An 18,230-nucleotide genomic window follows, 5' to 3' on the forward strand; every position below is an offset into this window, starting at 1 on the left:
CGGGGGAAGGGTTATTCATCCCGGAATTTGACGCCCTTGCGTAGCCAGCGCCCTCCGCTGAACATGGAGGAGATGGTGCCGTCCCGGTCCACGTTTCCGGAGAGGATGGAAAGGTACACGTGAACCATGGCGAAGATGATGAAGCACCACATGCCGATCAGGTGCACCAGGCGCACGTACGGAACCCCTATCAGGTCGTTCAGGGGCATGAACCAGTGGTAGAACCAGTGGCGCGGCTCATACAGGGCGTACAGGGCCAGCCCGGTCACCACCATGGTGGTGAACAGGACGTAGACGCCCGTGTACGTCCACTGCTGTAAAGGATTGTGGCCGATGTAGCGGGGGCCGTCATAACTGCGGGCGAACACGTAGTCCACCGCCGTGGTGAAGAGGTCCTTCCACTGCTGCCTGGAGATGGGGAAGAGGGCCCGGAAACTCTGGTACTTGTTGGAGGCCATGAAGAAGCAGGAGAAGCGCAGCATCATCACCACCACCAGGGTCCACCCCAGCGCGTAGTGCACGAAGCGGAGCGTGCCGAACTGGAAGGCCCCGTGCAGGTCCCCCATTTTCAGGAACCACCCTTCCGCAATGCAGATGCCGGTGGAAGCCAGCCCGATGATGCAGAACACCCAGGTCCAGTGCAGCACGCGCAGAGGCCAGTCCCAGACGTGGAAGTAGCGGAAATTGGCCTTGGCCATGGAAAGGCGGCGCACGTCTCTCATGGCATGCATGGGCACCACGCCCAGCAGGCGCCACGGCGCGCCGGGCCGGTGGACGGCCACGGCCACGGGTTCAAAGCCGGAGGGGGAGTATTCCTCAAAAGCCTTGTTCATGCGCTCTTTTTCCAGATGGCTGACTTCACACAGCTTTTCCAGGGCCTTCAGGCTGCCGCGGGCCACCATGAAGGGGGCGGCGTCCTCCTTGTCCGCGGCTTTCAGCATGGCCGTGCTGTACGGCCTTTCCCGGGAGGGAGCCTCCCAGGAATTCTCCTGCTGGGCGTAGGGCAGGGCCACGCCCCGTTCCCGCGCGGCGTGGAGCAGGGCCAGGTCCCCCGGGTCCGTGCTGCCGTTGGGGGAGGCGCACACGGCCAGGGCCAGGATTTCCTCCGGCGTGTAAACCGGGCTGGCCGGAATGGCGTCCTCCACCGCCAGGGTGAGGTCTTTGTCGATAAGAGTCGTTTTCACGGGTCCTGTCTGGTCAGAATGGCCTCCCCTTCTTCGTCAAACAAGTGGACGGCGCAGGATTGGCACGGGTCATAGCTGTGAACGGTGCGCAGGGGTTCCACCGGGCGGGTGGGGTCCACCAGCGGGTGTTTTCCGGTATGGGCCAGGGAATATTCGTACGGCCCCATCTGCCCCTCCGCGTCGCGGCCGGAGCTGTTCCAGGTGCTGGGCACCACGGCCTGGTAATTCACCGTCTGGCCGTTTTCAATCCGTACCCAGTGGCTCAGGCTGCCGCGGGGCGCTTCCACCCAGCCCACGCCCTTGCAGGAGGAGGGCCAGGTTTCCGGCTCCCATTTTTCCGGGTTGAAGGTGGCGGTTTCCCCGTTCTTGATGCGGTCCGTCATCTCCTGGAGCTGGTTCACCATCATGTCCACGTTGATCAGGGCGTCCAGGGAGCGGCCGTACACGCGGCCCAGCGTGGAGTTCATGAAGGCGTTGTCGCGCGGCAGCCCCAGCTTGTCGCAGGCGGCGTCCACCCGCTCCACGATGGCGGGCACGCCCTGGGCGTAGCCGATCATCATGCGGGCGTTCGGGCCCACGGCCATCGCGTGGCCGTCGTAGCGCGGGGCTTTCACCCAGGTGTACTGCGGATGGTCGGAGAGCCACTTGTAGGGCGGCCTGGGGCCGTTGTAATCCGCGTTCGTCTCCCCGTCGTACGGGGCCAGGCCCGCGTCCCGGCCTTCCGTGTACTTGTACCAGGCGCTGGTGACGAATTCCTTGATCTTGTCCTGGTCAAAGGGAAGCACGTTTTTATAGTCCCCGTTCAGCAGGACGCCGGGCTTGATCATCCCCTTGCCGGCGGGAGCTCCGGTGTTAATCTCGGACGGGTCCCCGGTGCAGAAAAAGTTGGGGTTGGACGCGCCGATGTGGGCGTAATCCTTGTAAAATCCGGCGATGGCCACGATGTCCGGGTAGTACACCTTGTGGATGAAGTCGTGGCAGGTCTGCACCAGCTGTTTCAGGTAGCTCAGGGCAAACTGGTTGATGGCCTGGTCATTGTTCATGTTGATGGCGCAGGCCATGCCGCCCACCAGGAAGTTCGGGTGCGGGTTCTTGCCGCCCAGGATGGTGTGGATCTTGATCATGTCCCGCTGCCAGACCAGGGCCTGGAGATAGTGCGCCACACCCAGCAGGTTCACCTCCGGCGGCAGCTTGTAGGCCGGGTGGCCCCAGTAGCCGTTCGTGAAAATGGAGTACTGGCCGTGGGCGATGGAGTCCTTCAGCTTTTTCTGCACCCCGGCAAAGTACGTGGCGGAGGACAGGGGCCAGTCTGAAAGGGATTTGGCGATGGCGGCGGTTTCCTTGGGGTCCGCCTTCAGGGCGGACATCACGTCCACCCAGTCCATGGCCTGGAGCTGGTAGAAGTGGATGACGTGGTCCTGGATGCCCAGGGCGCCGCTGACCAGGTCGCGCATGAGGCGGGCCTGGACGGGCACCGGGTATTGCAGGGCGTCCTCCACCGCGGCCAGGGCCGCAATGGCGTGCGTGCCCGTGCAGACGCCGCAGATGCGTTCCACGAAGGCCCATACGTCCCGCGGGTCCCGCTTGCAGGCGATCACCTCAATGCCGCGGTACTGCGTGGTGGAGGTCCAGGCGTTCTTGATGACGCCGTCTCCGGCCTCCATCTCCACGCGCAGGTGGCCTTCAATGCGCGTCACCGGGTCAATGACCACCCGGCTGGATTCCGGAACGTCCGCTGATGTGTAATTGCTCATGGTAATCTGGTGGTGAAAGCTTCTGGTTATTCTTCAGTTTCCTTGTCGGGCGAGCCGGGAGCGTCCCCGAAGGCGGGCAGGGAGACGTTCGCCTCCTCCTTCATGTGCTGCTTCTTGTAATGGATGGCGGAACCTACGGCATGGGCGGCGATCGCCGCGCCCGCGCCGGCCACGCCCACGGCCCCGATCACGTTGGCGGAGGCCTCCACGCCGAAGCCGTTCACGTTCGGCAGCGTCTTGTAGAAGGGGGTCATGCGGTCAAAGAAGTACAGCTCCGTGCAGCCGATGCACGGGTGGCCGGACTGGATGGGGAAGCTGACGCCGCCGTTCCACTTCACGATGGGGCAGGGGGAAAACGTATCCGGTCCCTTGCAGCCCACCTTGTACAGGCAGAAGCATTCCCGCGCGTTCTCATCGTCAAACACGTTGACGAACTGGCCGGCGTCAAAGTGGGCGCGGCGCGGGCAGTTGTTATGGATGCGGGTGCCGTACGCCATCAGCGGGCGCGTCTCCAGGTCGCATTCCGGGGCGCGGTCAAAGGTCAGGATGTACATGATGACGGCGGTGATCACGTCCCCGATGGGCGGGCAGCCTGGCACATTGATGACCGTGCGGTCCGTCAGGATGTCCCGGATGCCCACGGCCCCGGTGGGGTTGGGGCGGGCGGCCTGGATGGAGCCGAAGTACGCGCAGGAGCCCACCGCTAGGATGTAGGAGGCGTTTTCCGCGCAGTGGCGCAGCATGTGCTCCACCGTATCCCCGGCCACAGTGCAGTACACCCCGCCGTCGTTGACCGGGACGGAACCGTTGATGACGAGGATATGGGGTTCCTTGATGGCCTCTTCCAGGGCGGCGTTGGCTGCGTCCCCGGAGGGGGCCATCAGCAGCTCCACGTAAGGCATGGAGACGGCGGAAAGCACCATGTCCCCGATCTCCTCGTTATAGCTGCGGATGGTGCTTTCCAGGCACCCGGTGCATTCCTGGAGCTGGAGCCAGATGACCACCGGGCGTTTCAGGGCGGCCATCTTGTCCGCAATCTCCTGGGCGTTGGAAACGCCTCCGGTTACGGTGGCCACACCCATCAGGGCGATCATTTTCAGGCACCATTTATTGAATTCGCGCCGGCTGACGCCGCGGCGCTCCATGTGTTCCCCCAGGGTTTCCCCGGGACGCCATGTGGTTAAAATCTCATGATTCAGGGAGGCCTGCTCCGCCTCCTGCATGGAAGGTTGCTGCGTGCGCTTCATGTGCGTGGTCCAAATAAATCGTTTCCATTTAGACACGATTTCCGGGAAATGCGATCAATATTTTCCAATTTTTCAGGGGATGCCCCTACCAGGACCAGACGTTCTGGATTTGGAAAACCACGGCCGTCTGGCCCCTGCGGCCGTTGACGGGATTCTTGACGAGCTGAATGTCAGGCTGGAGCGTCATGGTGGGCGTCACCTGGGCCACATAGGTCAGTTCAATGCCGTATTCATTCTTGTTCACGTACGGGCCGTTCTTTTTGGCGCCCTGCTGCCAGAGGAAGCCCAGGCCCAGGTAGCCGTCATTGGAGGCGCCTTTTCCGCGGAAGGGGGAGAGGAGCACCAGCCCCGTGGTGGCCGCGCAGCGCACGCCGGTCAGCGTGGCGGCGTCATCGCTGGCCCAGCCGCCGCGGAAGAACCAGCCCAGGTGGCTGCTGCGGCCAAGCTGCTGCTGGAAGTTCACGGCCACGCCGCCGCCGTTTTCACTGTTGCTGGTGGTGAAGAAGGGCTGAAGACGGTACACGCCGGAACCCATGCCGCAGAAGTCCTCCGCCACGTAGCCGAATTCAAGCACGTTCGTCCAGTTGTCCGAATTCAGGTTCCTGAACGGGTTGTGGTTCTGGGTCATGTTGTTGGCGGCGGTGGCTCCCATCACGTAAAAGGAGGTGGTGGGCTGCCATGCGAAATGGAAGCCCAGGGAGTTGTCCGTCAGGGGCAACATGGGGTTGTTGCCGAAGACGCTGTTGGTCAGGTTATTGTTGTGTGAGTTGGCGTAGGCGTTGTGGTCCATGTAATTGGTGGTGTCCAGCTGGCCCGCCATCAGCAGGAGCTTGCCGCCCGCTCCCACCCATGCCAGGCTCAGGTTGCTGAGGTGGGGGTCCGGCCCCTGGAAGGAACTGGTGGGATTCTGGAGGGAGCCCAGCGTGGTGGCGGGGCCCTTGCTCCCTTCATTGAAGTCAAAGCCGTTGCCGAAGTCGAACTCGGAGGCCAGGTACAGGCCGCTCCCCGTGGAGTTGTTGCGGAAAATGGTAATATTGGTCAGCAGGGAGCCGTTATAGGAGGGGAAATCCGTCTTTCCGTTCAGGCCGCCGCCCGTCAGTCCCGTGTAGTTGAAGCCGAACTGGGCGGAATAGGTGATGCCGTATCTGGACAGGGCGGTCTTGATCTTCTGCGCCCCGGTGGAAATCATGTCTTCACGGATCCAGGCATTCGGTTCCGCGCAGGTGTTGCCGAAGACGTAGGAACTGTCCAGATACGGCATCATCTTGAGAGGCTTGGCCGCAAACCATTCAATGCCGGGGGCGGAGGGCCTGGCCTCATGCTGGAGAAGAACGCTGGGCCTGGTGGGAACGCCGGGCGTCCTCTTGGTGATTTGTTCTTCCGGACGCATGCCCTTCAGCAGGCTGGGGCTTATTTCCCTGCCTTCCAGGGTTTTCACGCGCAGGCCGCGTTCCGTGTTCAGGTAGGGAGGCGTGGTCGTCACTACGGGTGCGGGCTGCTGGGCCAGGACGGGATCGCAGGAGGCCACGACGGCGACGGCGCACAAGGAGGGAAGCATGACATGTTTCATATAGACAATCAGACAAGACAGCAGACGGAAGTGTCATAACTCAACTGAAATGCTGACACGAATACCTGTTTTTTCCCGCCTTTCCGCAAAAAGGGAAGACTGCCCCTCCCGCCGCCTCATTCAACCGGGCATGAGCAAGCAGATGCGGTTCTCCGTTTCCTGGCGTCCGTGCCGCCGTATTCCAAACAGCGTGGAGGGGGAGGAAGGAGGAAAGGCATGCCCCCTGTTCCGTCCCGGATTCCCTTGGTTGGCAGTTGGCCGTGGAAACGCTTCCATAGAAGAACGGGAATGGGAATATGAGAGAAGGAAGGGAGGGCTTTAAAGGTAAAAAGGCTGGTTATAACCGGGGCTCTTGTACGGATTTCAATAGAGAGTGGAGAGTGGAGAGTGGAGAGTGGAGAGTGGAGAGTGGAGAGTGGAGAGTGGAGAGTGGAGAGTGGAGAGTGGAGAGTGGAGAGTGGAGAGTGGAGAGTGGAGAGTGGAGAGTGGAGAGTGGGGGCGCAAAGAAAAAGGCGGAGAAGGCAGAAAAAAAGAGGGCCGTTCCGCGCTGGGGAAGCGGAACGGCCCTTGAAGGTAAAGGGAGGCTTGGGAAAGCCGGAATAGGGGGGTTATTTCACGGCGATCGTCTGTTCGCGGTCGGGGCCCACGCCCACGGTCGTGACGGGGCAGCCGATGAGCTCGCTCATGCGCTTGACGAATTTCCTGGCGTTTTCCGGAATCTCTTCCCAGGAACGGCAGGCGGAGATGTCCTGCATCCAGCCGGGCACCGTTTCATACACGGGCTTGCAGCGTTCCCATTCGTCCACCGTGGCGGGCGGATAGGCCAGGATTTCACCGTCCAGGTCATAGCCTGTGCAGATTTTGATTTCCGGGCACTTGTCATAGCCGTCTAGGTTGGTCATGGCCATTTCGTCAAAGCCGTTGAACATGGCGGAGAAGCGGAGCAGCACGCCGTCCGCCCAGCCGCAGCGGCGGGGACGGCCCGTAGTGGCGCCGAATTCGCGGCCCATGCTGTGCAGGTGGTTGGAGATTTCTTCATCTTCCGTGACGAAGGGGCCGGAACCCACGCGGGTGGTATAGGCCTTGCACACGCCGATGATGCGGTCAATCTTGTGCGGCGGAACGCCCGTGCCGGTGCAGGCGCCGGCGGAAGAGGTGTTGGAGGAGGTAACGAACGGGTAGGTGCCGAAGTCCACGTCCAGGTAAGCGCCCTGGGCTCCTTCAAAGAGGATGCTCTTTCCGGAGGCCACGGCTTCATGCATGACCGGGATGGTATTGGTGATGTGGGGGCGCAGCACGTCCGCGGCGGCAGTCACTTCCGCCACCATTTTTTCTTCATCCATGGCGGGAAGGCCCATGCGTTCCATTTCCGCGTTCGCCATCTTGATGCGGCGGCGCAGCACTTCGTCAAAAATCCTGGGATCCCTCATGTCCGCCATGCGCACGCCTATGCGGCGGGCCTTGTCCGCGTACGTGGGGCCAATGCCGCGCTTGGTGGTGCCGATGGCTTTTTTGCCGAGGGCGGATTCCTGGGCGGCGTCCATTTCCTTGTGGAAGGGGAGGACCACGTGGGCGCGGTCGGAGATGAGAAGGTTGTCCTTCGTGATGGAGACGCCCTGGCCGCGGAGTTCATTGATTTCCTCCACCAGGCCGATGGGGTCCAGCACCACACCATTACCGATGACGCAAAGCTTGCCCGGCCACAGGATGCCGGAGGGGACAAGGTGAAGGATGTACTTCTTCCCGTTGGCGATTACGGTATGGCCCGCGTTGTTGCCGCCCTGGCCGCGTGCCACCACGTCGGCGGATTCCGTCAGGAAATCGATCATTTTGCCCTTGCCTTCGTCGCCCCATTGGGAGCCGATAATAATGGTATTCATGATAAAAATGGAACTCGGAGACCTTAATGAGATTCCCTCCTTATGGCAAGACAATCTTACAAAGTTGTTAAGTTTTCCTGATAAGATGAGTTTGAAGAAGGGAAACGTTCCGGGGAGCGGAGCGGGGAGGATGAGCGTGGCTGTGCCGGATTCTCCGGGTTCAGGACAAGGAATGAGGCAGGGAAGGCAATGCCGGAGGAGGAAACCGAAAGAACATGCAATCGTAAAAGGAAACGGTGGAAATGCTGATTCACGGTGGTTTTGCGCCTCCGGCGTCCTGGGAGCCGGAAGATTCTCGCCTCTCGCAGGTAAAAGCTTTTCCGGAGCGCAGAGGCGGCTTTTCTTTCAAATACCCGTCGCTCCGCTCCGGCGGAGGCTGCGATGAGGGACGGAGGCCCTCATTTCCAGGGGCGGCCGGACGTGAAAAGAACGATGGAAGTGTTTGCTAACCGCATATTTGCGGTTTCCGCCCAATACCCAGGGCATCCGTAAGGGGAAACTTTTCCTTCCTGTAAAACCTCCCCGGCAGGTAGCAGGTAAGCCGCCGTTGGAAAAGCACTGGAGAGTGGCCGCACAGACTTTTTAAAGAGGAGGTCAGCGGAAATGCAGGGCGGAGCGGTGAGCCTCCGCGGGAACCAGAGTTTTCCAGATGTCTTCATCCGCGGCGATCATGCGCTGGATGTCCCGCGGCGTGTGGCGCAGCAGGAATTCATTGAAGAAGGGGACGTCAACCACCAGGCCGTTCGCCAGGAAGTGCTGGTACAGGTGCACGTATTGTTCCGGGGCGCGGAAGGTGCGCGCCGTGACGAATTCCCCGGATTTGCGGTTGAGCCAGGGAGAGACGTACAGGCGCGTCTTGTTCTGGAAGGTGCGGCCGAAGGATTCCAGGATGCCGCCGGGGATGTCCTCCGTCCATTTTTCCTTGAACAGTTCGTTCAACAGGCCGATGGAGAGGGCGATGGCGATGGGCTCGTTCGTGTAGCGCGCCAGCAGCTCGGACAGGTTGTCAAAACGGGCCATCTTGGTAATCAGCACGTTCTTGCCCAAGGCTTTCAGGCTGTCCGCGCGGTCCAGGAATTCCAGATGGTCCACGTCCCCGCCGCGGAGCAGGTTGTTCATGGATATTTCACAGATTTCCAGGCAGCGGTCCGCCTGCGTTTCATTGATGTGCGAGAGGAAGCATTTTTTCACCTGCGCCATGACTTCCAGATGCAGGTTGCAGACGGGATTGAAGCTGCCCCTCATCAGCACGATGGGGCGTTTGTACAGCACGTCCGCCGCCTGGGCCACCTGGCCGTTTGCCAGGAACAGGGTGGCCGGCGTCAGACCGGATTTGACGAGCTGGAGCGCAAAAAGGCGGTTGTCCACCATGGAGAAGCCGTGGCCCTCAAAGCGGACGACGTCTATCTCCACCAGGCGGGGATCCAGATTGTCCACCAGGGATTCAATGAATTCCTCCAGCCGGTCCCTTTTGAAAAAGACGGCGTGCAGGATGTTGACGCCCAGGATGCCCAGGTCCTTCATCTGGCTGTCGTGGTCCGGGTCATTCAGGCGCACGTGAATGATCAGGTCGGACGGTTCCGCCTCCGGCTTCAATTGGAAGCGCACGCCTATCCAGCCGTTCCACGGGCCGTTGTCCCGGTAGCCTTTCACCTTCACCGTATTGCAGAAGGCGAAGAAGCGGGTGTCCTTGCCGCGCTTGGGCCCCAGGCGGTTGACGAGCTGGGTGAATTCGTAATCCAGCATGCCTTTCAGGCGTTCTTCCGAGACGTAGCGCTTGACGGGGCCGTACAGCGTGTCGCTGACGGTCATGTCATAGGCGGAGATGGTCTTGGCCACCGTGCCGGCGGCCCCGGAGGCACGGAAGAACCAGTTGGCCGTTTCCTGGCCGGCGCCTATTTCCGCAAAGGTGCCGTAAATGGTGGTGGCCAGATTGAGTTGGAGGGCTTTGTCCTGTGTTTGCGCTAATGCTTTGGAACTCATGGAAAACGGGAACCGGTTCTGGATTGTCAGTTGGTGGTGGGAAGGAGGTTGCGGGTGGCGTCGCTCATCCATCCGGAATACAGTAGCTTGTCAATAATGACGGACTGGTTGCCGGGCAGGTCCGCCGGGTAGTGAATGAGCACGCAGGCGCGCACGGGGCCGTTGTAAAGGAGCTTGGTCAGTTCCAGCGCCAGCGGGGAATACCTGTCCACGTACGCGTTCAGGCGCTCCCCGTTGGGGAATTCCAGGGAGAAGTTGATGTAGGCGGTATTGCGGTAGCTTTCCGCGGAGGATTCCTCCAGGAAGGGCGGCTGGTAGATGCCGGGCATGCTGAGGGCTATTCTGACGGGGACGGGTTTGGAGGGCTTTTTGGCTTCCAGCTCCGCCGGGAGCATGGGGGAGTAACCCTCCCAGGCTTCCCAGTCCAGCTTCCATTTGCCGGAGTTCCGGTCATACAGGAAGATGGCCGGGCGGACGGTGTTGTCATCCATCAGCACGGATATCTGGAGCAGGTCCCCGTTCTTGGAGCTTTTCCCCGCTTCCTGCGGCAGGTAGTCCTTGTACCGCCCGTAGGAGGCCCAGTGAGCCATTTTGGGGCGCACGGCCTCGGGCTCCATCACGTAGTTGAGCCTTTCTTCGTCTGATTCCGCCATGCAGTAGAGGGCCAGTTCATTCATGGCTGCCGTGATGTGGGCGGAGACGGATTCCACTTCCCGGTCTTCCTCCCTGCGGGGATGGGTCATGAGCCGGTATTGCTGCTCCCTCCGCTCCAGTTCCGCCAGCAGGTCCTTGTTCACGTCCAGGGAGAAGACCGCTTCATGGTCCACAAACCGGTCTGAAATGTTCAGAATCTTGGAGCCTTCCGCTTCCATGTCCTTTCCGCGCAGGAACATGAACACGCCCAGCGAGGCCAGCACCAGGCCGGAGACAAAGAGCCAGATGTGCCAGGTGGGGCGGCGCTCGCTGCGGGCGGCTTCCCGGGCGGTGGGCTGGTATTCCGGCTCTTCATGCGCCAGGGAGGCGCTGCGGGCGGCTGTGATGGCAGGGGCGGCGTCCTCCTTTTCCTTCCGCTTGCGGATTTTGGTGGTGGGTTCCACAGGGATGGGGATGGAAGGCTTGGTAACGGCAATGCTCCGTTTATCCGTCTTTTTCTGAGGCGTAAGAGATTTGTGGGAAGATGCGGACGGGGAAGCGGAGGGGCTTTCCTCCTGCGCGCCGCCGTGCCGGACGGAGGCTGCTGGTTCAGGCGTCCCTTCCGGGATTTCAGGCGCTTTTTCCGGAGCTTCAGGCATCCGTTCCGGGGCCGTTGCTGGCTCTTCCTCCTGCCGGGTGGCCGTGACGGTGGAATGGCAGACGGGGCATTTCACCTTGTTCCCTATGCAGGAGGGATTGACGGCAAAGGAATTGTTGCATACGTTGCAGCGGCAGGGGACGGCGGCCTGTTCTTCCGTTTCATCCTTGACTTTCTCTTCCTGCCGGGCGGTGACCGGAGCGGCGCAGATGGGGCATTGCACCTGGCTTCCCAGAAAAGACGTTTTCACGGCAAAGGGGTTTCCGCATGACGGGCATGTGCAGGCTACCGTATCCTGGGAGGGGGAGGGCATGGAAGAAAAGGGAGTTACAGGTGGATGAATTCCGGAACGGGGATGGTGATGGGCTTGGGAGCGGGCAGCGTGATGCTCGTGTCCGTATGGTCCGGAGAAACGGGGTCTGCGGAAAGGGCCTGGGCTTCCGGCACGTTTTCACCCGCGCCCAGCAGTTCATAGTTGCGGTTGGCGGGACCCTGGTTCAGCTCCGTGTGGTAGGGGTCGTCCCCCTGGAGGATGGCCTTGGTGGGCAGGATGGGCGGCAGGGGCAGGATGCGGTTCTGCGCCGTGAAGGGTGAGACGGGGGCGGAGATGTCCTCCCCGTGGAGGTCGCAGAAGGGAAGGCTGGAATCCCCCTTGCGGAGGTATTCAAACATGGTGTGGCGGCGGTATTTCTTGTCCACCGGGTCAATGTCATAGCAACTGTGCGTGGCTCTCTTCCCGGTGGTCAGGCAGATTTCCACCCGTTCCACGCTGGGGGGCGGGGCCAGTTCCCCGGCGGGGAAGAGGCGTTCCGCCTCCGTGACGGCGGCGCCCAGGACGGAGGCGCAGGTGTCCGACGAGAAGGCCCCGTTGTAAATGGGTTTTTTCCCTTCCAGGAAGCCTACCCAGATGCCGCAGGTGATGCGGCTGTCATAGCCGAACAGCCAGTTATCCGCAAAGTCATACGTAGTCCCCGTTTTCACGCCCCCCTTGAAGTCTTTCGGCAGATGCGGGGCCACGCGCTGGGCGGAGCCGTTTTTCAGGGAGGAATTCAGGATGTTGTGGAGCTGGAAGGCCGTGGCGGTGGAGGTGGCCCCCTTCCGCACCTGGGCGTTGTTCCGGGTTTCAATGGCCTGGTTGGATTCCCAGATCAACTGGCCGTCCTCATCCTCTATCCTGTCCAGGTAATAAATGTCCTGCGGGCGGGAGCCGCCGTTCGGGATGGCGGTGTAGGCCAGCGTCATTTCCTTCAGGGAGGCGGGTTCCGTGCCCACGAAAATCTTGGGGCGGTAAACGGGGTTCACCTCCGTGCTGCCCGCTTCACGCACGGGCTTGCGGATGCCGAAGTCCGTGAGCTTTTTCACGAAGGGGGATGTGCCCATGTCCATCCCCATGCGCAGGGAGGCGGCAATCTTGGAGGCGGACAGGCCGCGGTGGGCGGTAATCATGCCTTCATAGCGGTTTTTGGAGCTTTCCGCGCCCCATTCCCCCAGGATGCCTTCCGAGCCGCCGATGCCCGTCAGGCGGTTGTCAATGGCGTCGTCCAGAATGCGGGTGACGGGGCTTTTGCCCGTGTCAAAGGCCGTAGCGTACAGGAAGGGCAGGATGGCGGTGCCGGTGGGGCGGGCGCCGTCCTTGATGGCGTCATACTGGCGCTTGGTGTAGTCCCTGCCTCCGTGGTAGGCCAGAACGGCGCCGGACTGGTTGTCCACCACCAGCAGGGCTCCTTCCAGGTAGCGCGGCTTGTCCCCGGAGGCTCCGTGGTAGTCCGCGGCCTTCTGGTGGCGGTAGCCGGGGCGTTTTTCAATGTTTTCCAGGGCCTGTTCCAGGGATTTCCCGGTGGCCTCCTGAAGCTTCCTGTCAAGGGTGGTGTAAATCTTGAGGCCGGCGGCATTCACGCGGTCCTCCCCCAGATAGGCGGTAATCTCTGCGGAAATGCGGTCGTAAATGTGGGAGACGCCGCGTTTCAGCGGCCTGGGGTTGAGTCCCAGGTCCATGGCGGAGAGGCGTTCCGCTTCATCCGGCGTAATGTACTTTTCCCGTGCCATGCGGTTGAGCACATGGTTGCGCCATTTCAGGTTGCTTTCCGGATTATTGAGAGGGGAAAGGCCGTTCGGGTTTTTAATCAGGGCGGCGATGGAGGCGGCCTCCCGCGTAGTGAGGTCCGCAGGTTCCTTGCCGAAGTAGCCCAGAGAGGCGGCGCGGATGCCGTAGAACCCGCTGCCGAAGTAAACGCGGTTCAGGTAAAACTCCAGCACCTGGTCCTTGCTGTACCGTTCCGTAATGCGGCGCGCCAGCGCTATTTCCACGAATTTGCGGCCAAAGCTGCCTTCATTCCTGGCCTTGGCCCGGTTCTTCAGGTCGTACGCGTTTCTGGCAAGCTGCTGGGTGATGGAAGAGGCTCCCTGGTTGGCGTCCCCGCTGTTGTGGATGTATTCCCTGCCTGCCCGCAAAATCCCCAGGAAGTCATAGCCCGGATGCTCCCGGAAGCGGGAATCCTCCTGGGCGATCAGCGCGTTGACCATGGCGGGCGAAATCTTGTCCAGCGTGACGTAGCTGCGGTTTTCCACATAAATGCGGCCTATTTCCTCCCCGTTCCGGTCGTAAATGATGCTGGGCTTTTCCAGGTCGTTGATGCGTTCCAGGTCAAACTCCGCCGCCCAGTTGTCATAGCGTTTCCAGGCCATCATGAAGCCAAAGTAGCCCACGGCCCCCCCGATGGCGGCCAGAACCAGGCACCACAGCGCCAGCTTCCGGATGAAGCTCCAGAATCGCTTCCTGGGCTTGGCCTTGGGTTGGCGCCTTTTGTTGGCCTGCATGTGCCTGCGCGGAGCTTGTGAACTTAATTCAGCCATGAAGATGAAGCAGGATTTGTCCTGGGAGGAGAAAAAACGTGCAAAAATCCTAGCGGATTCCCGTTTGTTTAGCAATACCGTACACTGTTGGCGAGCGAAAAAAGAAGGCATGCGTCCTGGGAATCTCCCGGAACCCCGCAGGCTACTGAATCATCCTGCGTCCGCAGGACGCGCCGGCTTTAAGGAAAAAGCGCGTCCGTTCCCCGCGCGTTTATATTTTAATGCCGCAAGGGCTTGCGGCGGTCCGGGCGGCTAATGGTCCTGCACGGCGTTGAAAATGTTGCCTGCCTTCGTGATGCCGTGTTCCATGGTGTACAGCACGGCGTCCGCCGCCTTTCCCAGCATCACGTCCAGAAGCTCGCGTTCCTCCGGGCGGAATTTGCCCAGCACGTGGCCGATCATCTCCCCCTTGCCGCGTGGCAGGCCGATGCCGAAGCGGAGGCGCGGGAACTCCTGCGTGCCCATGTGGGCGATGAGCGACTTGATGCCGTTGTGGCCGCCTGCGGAGCCTTTTTCCCGCAGCTTCATCACGCCCAGCGGAAAATCCACCTCGTCATGAATGACGAACACGCTGCGCGGGTCCAGCTTGAAGAAGCGCATCATGGGCCCCACGCACAGGCCGGATTCATTCATGAAGGTGGCGGGCTTCACCAGCAGGACGCCGGGGCCGGCCGCCAGCTCGCACTTGCGCTGCCTGTCCGTCTTGAACACGGCGCCCCACCCGGCAGCCAGGCGGTCCACCACCATGAAACCCGCGTTGTGGCGGGTATCTTCATAAGTCCTGCCCGGATTGCCCAGGCCCACGATCATTTTAACGGGTGCGTCCACGATGGAAGAGAAGAAAAAAAATGAAAACTGCCGCTTACGGCGGCACGGAAGGCGCGCGGGAAATCCTGCACCCGTTCCGCGGCGCAATCAACCGTTCCGTGAGACAGCCGGGCGCTTATCTGCCCGCTTTCTTCTTCTGCCGCCCCATCAGGAACCCGGTCAGCACGTCCTCCAGGGCGTCCCCGGTCCTGACCAGGCGGTAATCCGCGTTAATGTCCGTGCAGATGCGGCGCGTTTCCTCCAGGTAGCCGGCCACGATGGCGCGGTACTCGTCCGCGATGAGGTCCGGTTCCGTAATCAGGGAGCCGCCGCCCTCCATGTCCACAAAGCGGATGGGGCGGTCAAAGTCAAAATCAATTTCCAGCTGGTCCACCAGGTGGAACACGGCCACGTCATGCTTGCGGAAGTGGAGGTGCCGGAGGGCGTTTTTAAGTTCCTCCGTATCCGTGAACAGGTCGGAAAAAATCAGCACCAGGGCACGGCGGCTGACGCGTTCCGCCAGTTCATGCAGAGTCTCCGCCAGCACGGTTTCCCCCTTGGGGTACTGCGTATCCATCTGGCTGATGAGAACGTTCAGGTGGGCTGGGCGGCGGGAGGCCGGAATGTGCAGCGTGGCGCCGTCCTTCGTCTGCCGGGAAAAGCTCAGCCCCACGGCGTCCCCCTGCCGGATGGCGATGTAAGCCAGGTTGGCCGCCAGCCTGCACGCGCGCAGGTACTTGGACTCCACCTGCTCCGGGTGGTAATTCATGGAGCCGGAAAGGTCTAGGACGATGTAGGCGCGCAGGTTGGTATCCGCCTCAAACTCCTTGATGTAATACCTGTCAGACCGGGCATACGCCTTCCAGTCCAGTCGGCGCGTATCATCCCCGGAAACGTACTTGCGGTACTCCGCGAACTCCACGGAGGAGCCGCGGTTGGCGCTTCTGTGGCGGCCGGATACGTTCCCCGTCATGCTGTGGCGCGCTTCCAGGGGAAGATTCCCCAGGCGGCTGAGCAGGTCGTGGTTCAGGTACTTCATGGGTGGGCAGGGCAAGGGAGTGGATAACGCGGGGACGGTTAGACTTCCGCCGCCAGGCGCGCCACGGCCTTGCGGGGCGTGATGCCCTGGGACTCCGCGGCGAAGTTCGTGACCACGCGGTGCATCAGCACGGGCTCCACAATGGCGTCTATGTCCTCCTTGCGGACGATGTAGCTGCCCTGGAGGGCGGCGCGGGTCTTGGCCCCCAGAATGAGGAACTGGACGGCGCGGGGGCCCGCGCCCCAGGCCACGTACTGCTTCACCCATTCCGGAGAAGTCTCCAGGGAGGGGCGGGTGGCGCGCACCAGCTTCACGGCGTACTCGTAAATATGTTCCGGGACGGGCACGCGGCGCACCAGGTCCTGGTAAAAAATGATTTCCTCCCCGGAGAGGACGTGCTTGAGCTCCTCGCTGCGGTTTCCGGTGGTCTCACGGGCGATGCGCATTTCCTCCTCCTCCGTGGGGTAATCCACTTCAATCAGGAACATGAAGCGGTCAAGCTGGGCTTCCGGCAGGGGATAGGTGCCTTCCTGCTCAATGGGGTTCTGGGTGGCGAGCACGAAGAAGGGAGGCAGAAGGGTGAAGGTGCGGCCCATGACGGTGACGCGGCGCTCCTGCATGGCTTCCAGCAGGGCGGACTGGGTCTTGGCGGGGGCGCGGTTGATTTCGTCCGCCAGCACGATGTTGGCGAAGACCGGGCCCTTGATGAACTCAAACTGCCGCTTGCCGCCGGCGGAATCATCCTGGATGATATCCGTGCCGGTGATGTCCGCGGGCATCAGGTCCGGCGTGAACTGGATGCGGTTGAAACTGAGGTCCAGCGTCTTTGCCACGGAGCTGATCAGCAGCGTCTTCGCCAGGCCGGGAACACCCATCAGGAGCGCGTGCCCGCGGGAGAACAGGGCGATGCTCAGCAGCTCCACGACGCGCTGCTGGCCGATGATGATCTTGCTCAATTCCGCGGAAAGCTCCTTGTAAATGGCGCCGAGCCGGTCAATGGCGGCTACGTCGTCGTCAGGCAGAGATGGGGTGGTGGGTTCCATATTGCATGTACATAACACTTTTCATGCCCTTTTCCATCAAATAATCGCGCCGCATTCATTTTCCCTGCTTGGAATGGGAGGGGAAACGGGGTAAGGAAGGGGCATGCCGAAAATCGCACTCATTCAACTGTCCGCAGACGCCCGGCCCTCCGTGAACAAGGAAAAGACGGAAGCCGCCATCCGGGAGGCCGCCGCCCATGGGGCGCAGATCATCTGCACGCAGGAACTCTTCACCACGGAATACTTTTGCAGGACAGAGGAATGCGACCTTTTCAACTTGGCGGAACCCATTCCCGGAGAACTGACGGAAGCCCACTGCAAGCTGGCCGCTGAACTGGGCGTGGTGATCGTGGCCTCCGGCTTTGAAAAGCGCGCCACCGGGCTGTACCACAACACCGCCTGGGTGGTGGACGCGGACGGAACGTTCCTGGGCATGTACCGCAAGATGCACATTCCGCAGGACCCCGGCTTTGAGGAAAAATTCTACTTCACCCCCGGCGACCTGGGCTACAAGGCGTTTGAGACCAAATTCGGGCGCATCGGCGTGCTCATCTGCTGGGACCAGTGGTACCCGGAAGCCGCGCGCCTGACGGCCATGCAGGGGGCGGAAATCATCTTTTACCCCACGGCCATCGGCTGGCTGCCGGAGGAAAAACCCCTGCTGGGGGAACAGCAGCACTGCGCGTGGGAAACCGTGCAGCGCGGCCACGCCGTGGCGAACGGGTGCTACGTCTGCGCCGTCAACCGCGTGGGGACGGAAGGGGAAAGCGAATTCTGGGGGCAGTCCTTCGTGGCGGACTACTACGGCCAAATCGTCGCCAAGGCCCCCGTCAGCGATGAAGCCATCCTGTACGCGGAGCTGGACCTGGACGCGCTGGAAGACCACCGCCGCATCTGGCCCTTCTTCCGCGACCGCCGCATAGACTCCTACGGCGGCATCACGGAACGGTGGGGAAAGTGAATCTGTAGAAGACCCGGCTCATGTATTCGCGGGAACCCATGGACCGGCAACGGGAGCAGGCCGTGGAAGTGCTTCTTGCCATGGAAGGACAGTGCCGTGAATTAGTCATCGATTGTCGGCAGGGAATGCTGGGAAAGCAGGGGTGCCAGGTAACCGTGTTGAGACGTGAACACATCCTGTCCCTCTTGCAGGAACTGAACCGTCTGTATGATTCCGGAATCCCCAGAAGGGAGCTGAATGATGATAAGGAGGAAGACGACGAGAATTGCTGTTTTTCCTGGATTTATGAATTTGATTTTTTCCTTCAGGAGTCCGGCTTCCTGCTGCATTTCGTCATTGATGCCGCCCTGGATTCCGACGGCGTCATCAAGAAATATTTGACGCTGGAGAGACAGGTGCATCGGGAAGGGGCGTACCTTAAAGTGAGCGAACCCATGGTTCTTGACCCTGACGCATTGGTGCAATTGAAAAGAAAAGTCGCGGCTATCATGACTGTTCCTCCCAATACGGAGCGTTTTTTGGACTGGAAGGATATCTACCCTGGATTGGATGAGTGACGTTCCCCTCTGGAAACGCCGCTCCCGGAGGAACGGCGTTGAGGTAAGAAAAAGAGTTTCC

Annotated in this window: 14 protein-coding genes; 3 read left to right on the forward strand and 11 right to left on the reverse strand. The window is 61.2% G+C overall.

Annotated elements, in window-relative coordinates:
* Positions 1-11 precede the first annotated feature (11 nt).
* The 8 genes from QSJ36_RS07810 to QSJ36_RS07845 form a co-directional block, all read right to left on the reverse strand.
* Positions 12-1,184: a cytochrome b/b6 domain-containing protein gene (locus tag QSJ36_RS07810; RefSeq protein ID WP_102721521.1), complete on the reverse strand. Its 1,173-nt coding sequence runs from the start codon at positions 1,182-1,184 to the stop codon at positions 12-14.
* Complete coding sequence (locus QSJ36_RS07815; protein ID WP_102721522.1) at positions 1,181-2,938, reverse strand: nickel-dependent hydrogenase large subunit; 1,758 nt, start codon at positions 2,936-2,938, stop codon at positions 1,181-1,183. The genes QSJ36_RS07810 and QSJ36_RS07815 overlap by 4 nt, the downstream gene beginning before the upstream one ends.
* A gap of 26 nt (positions 2,939-2,964) precedes the next feature.
* On the reverse strand, positions 2,965-4,185 hold the full coding sequence (locus QSJ36_RS07820; protein WP_022397360.1) for a hydrogenase small subunit: 1,221 nt from the start codon (positions 4,183-4,185) through the stop codon (positions 2,965-2,967).
* Positions 4,186-4,270: 85 nt separating this feature from the next.
* A complete protein-coding gene (locus QSJ36_RS07825; protein WP_022397359.1) occupies positions 4,271-5,743 on the reverse strand; it encodes a carbohydrate porin in 1,473 nt (490 codons plus the stop codon).
* Positions 5,744-6,363: 620 nt separating this feature from the next.
* Positions 6,364-7,635: an adenylosuccinate synthase gene (locus tag QSJ36_RS07830; protein WP_102722494.1), complete on the reverse strand. Its 1,272-nt coding sequence runs from the start codon at positions 7,633-7,635 to the stop codon at positions 6,364-6,366.
* 594 nt (positions 7,636-8,229) lie between these two features.
* Positions 8,230-9,618 carry a hypothetical protein gene (locus tag QSJ36_RS07835; protein WP_022397357.1) on the reverse strand — a complete coding sequence of 463 codons (1,389 nt, stop codon included), beginning with the start codon at positions 9,616-9,618 and terminating at the stop codon, positions 8,230-8,232.
* Positions 9,619-9,644: 26 nt separating this feature from the next.
* Positions 9,645-11,222, reverse strand: a complete 1,578-nt coding sequence (locus QSJ36_RS07840; protein WP_285468053.1) for a hypothetical protein — start codon at positions 11,220-11,222, stop codon at positions 9,645-9,647.
* 14 nt (positions 11,223-11,236) lie between these two features.
* Positions 11,237-13,762, reverse strand: a complete 2,526-nt coding sequence (locus QSJ36_RS07845) for a transglycosylase domain-containing protein (RefSeq protein WP_180971473.1) — start codon at positions 13,760-13,762, stop codon at positions 11,237-11,239.
* Between QSJ36_RS07845 and QSJ36_RS07850 the strand changes: the two genes are divergently transcribed.
* Entirely contained in the window at positions 13,761-14,018 is a 258-nt protein-coding gene (locus QSJ36_RS07850) for a hypothetical protein (RefSeq protein ID WP_180971829.1), read from the forward strand. The two genes, QSJ36_RS07845 and QSJ36_RS07850, sit on opposite strands and share 2 nt — an antisense overlap.
* On the opposite strand, the gene pth is transcribed toward QSJ36_RS07850, so the two are convergent.
* The 3 genes from pth to QSJ36_RS07865 all read right to left on the reverse strand — a co-directional run bounded on the left by pth (position 14,015) and on the right by QSJ36_RS07865 (position 16,651).
* The gene (gene pth, locus QSJ36_RS07855; protein ID WP_102722498.1) at positions 14,015-14,590 is read right to left on the reverse strand and encodes an aminoacyl-tRNA hydrolase; all 576 of its coding nucleotides are present in this window, start codon (positions 14,588-14,590) and stop codon (positions 14,015-14,017) included. The two genes, QSJ36_RS07850 and pth, sit on opposite strands and share 4 nt — an antisense overlap.
* A 115-nt stretch (positions 14,591-14,705) precedes the next feature.
* Positions 14,706-15,608: a DUF58 domain-containing protein gene (locus QSJ36_RS07860; RefSeq protein ID WP_102722491.1), complete on the reverse strand. Its 903-nt coding sequence runs from the start codon at positions 15,606-15,608 to the stop codon at positions 14,706-14,708.
* 38 nt (positions 15,609-15,646) lie between these two features.
* Positions 15,647-16,651, reverse strand: coding sequence for an AAA family ATPase (locus QSJ36_RS07865; protein WP_022397351.1), 1,005 nt, complete (start codon positions 16,649-16,651; stop codon positions 15,647-15,649).
* A gap of 103 nt (positions 16,652-16,754) precedes the next feature.
* Between QSJ36_RS07865 and QSJ36_RS07870 the strand changes: the two genes are divergently transcribed.
* Together QSJ36_RS07870 and QSJ36_RS07875 are read left to right on the forward strand one after the other, a co-directional pair.
* Positions 16,755-17,612 carry a carbon-nitrogen hydrolase gene (locus QSJ36_RS07870; RefSeq protein WP_102722490.1) on the forward strand — a complete coding sequence of 286 codons (858 nt, stop codon included), beginning with the start codon at positions 16,755-16,757 and terminating at the stop codon, positions 17,610-17,612.
* Positions 17,613-17,650: 38 nt separating this feature from the next.
* Entirely contained in the window at positions 17,651-18,169 is a 519-nt protein-coding gene (locus QSJ36_RS07875; RefSeq protein ID WP_102749256.1) for a hypothetical protein, read from the forward strand.
* The last annotated feature ends 61 nt before the right edge of the window (positions 18,170-18,230 follow it).

The sequence above is a fragment of the Akkermansia sp. NBRC 115031 genome (genome assembly GCF_030268505.1).
In the GTDB taxonomy this organism is placed as follows: Bacteria; Verrucomicrobiota; Verrucomicrobiia; order Verrucomicrobiales; family Akkermansiaceae; genus Akkermansia; species Akkermansia massiliensis.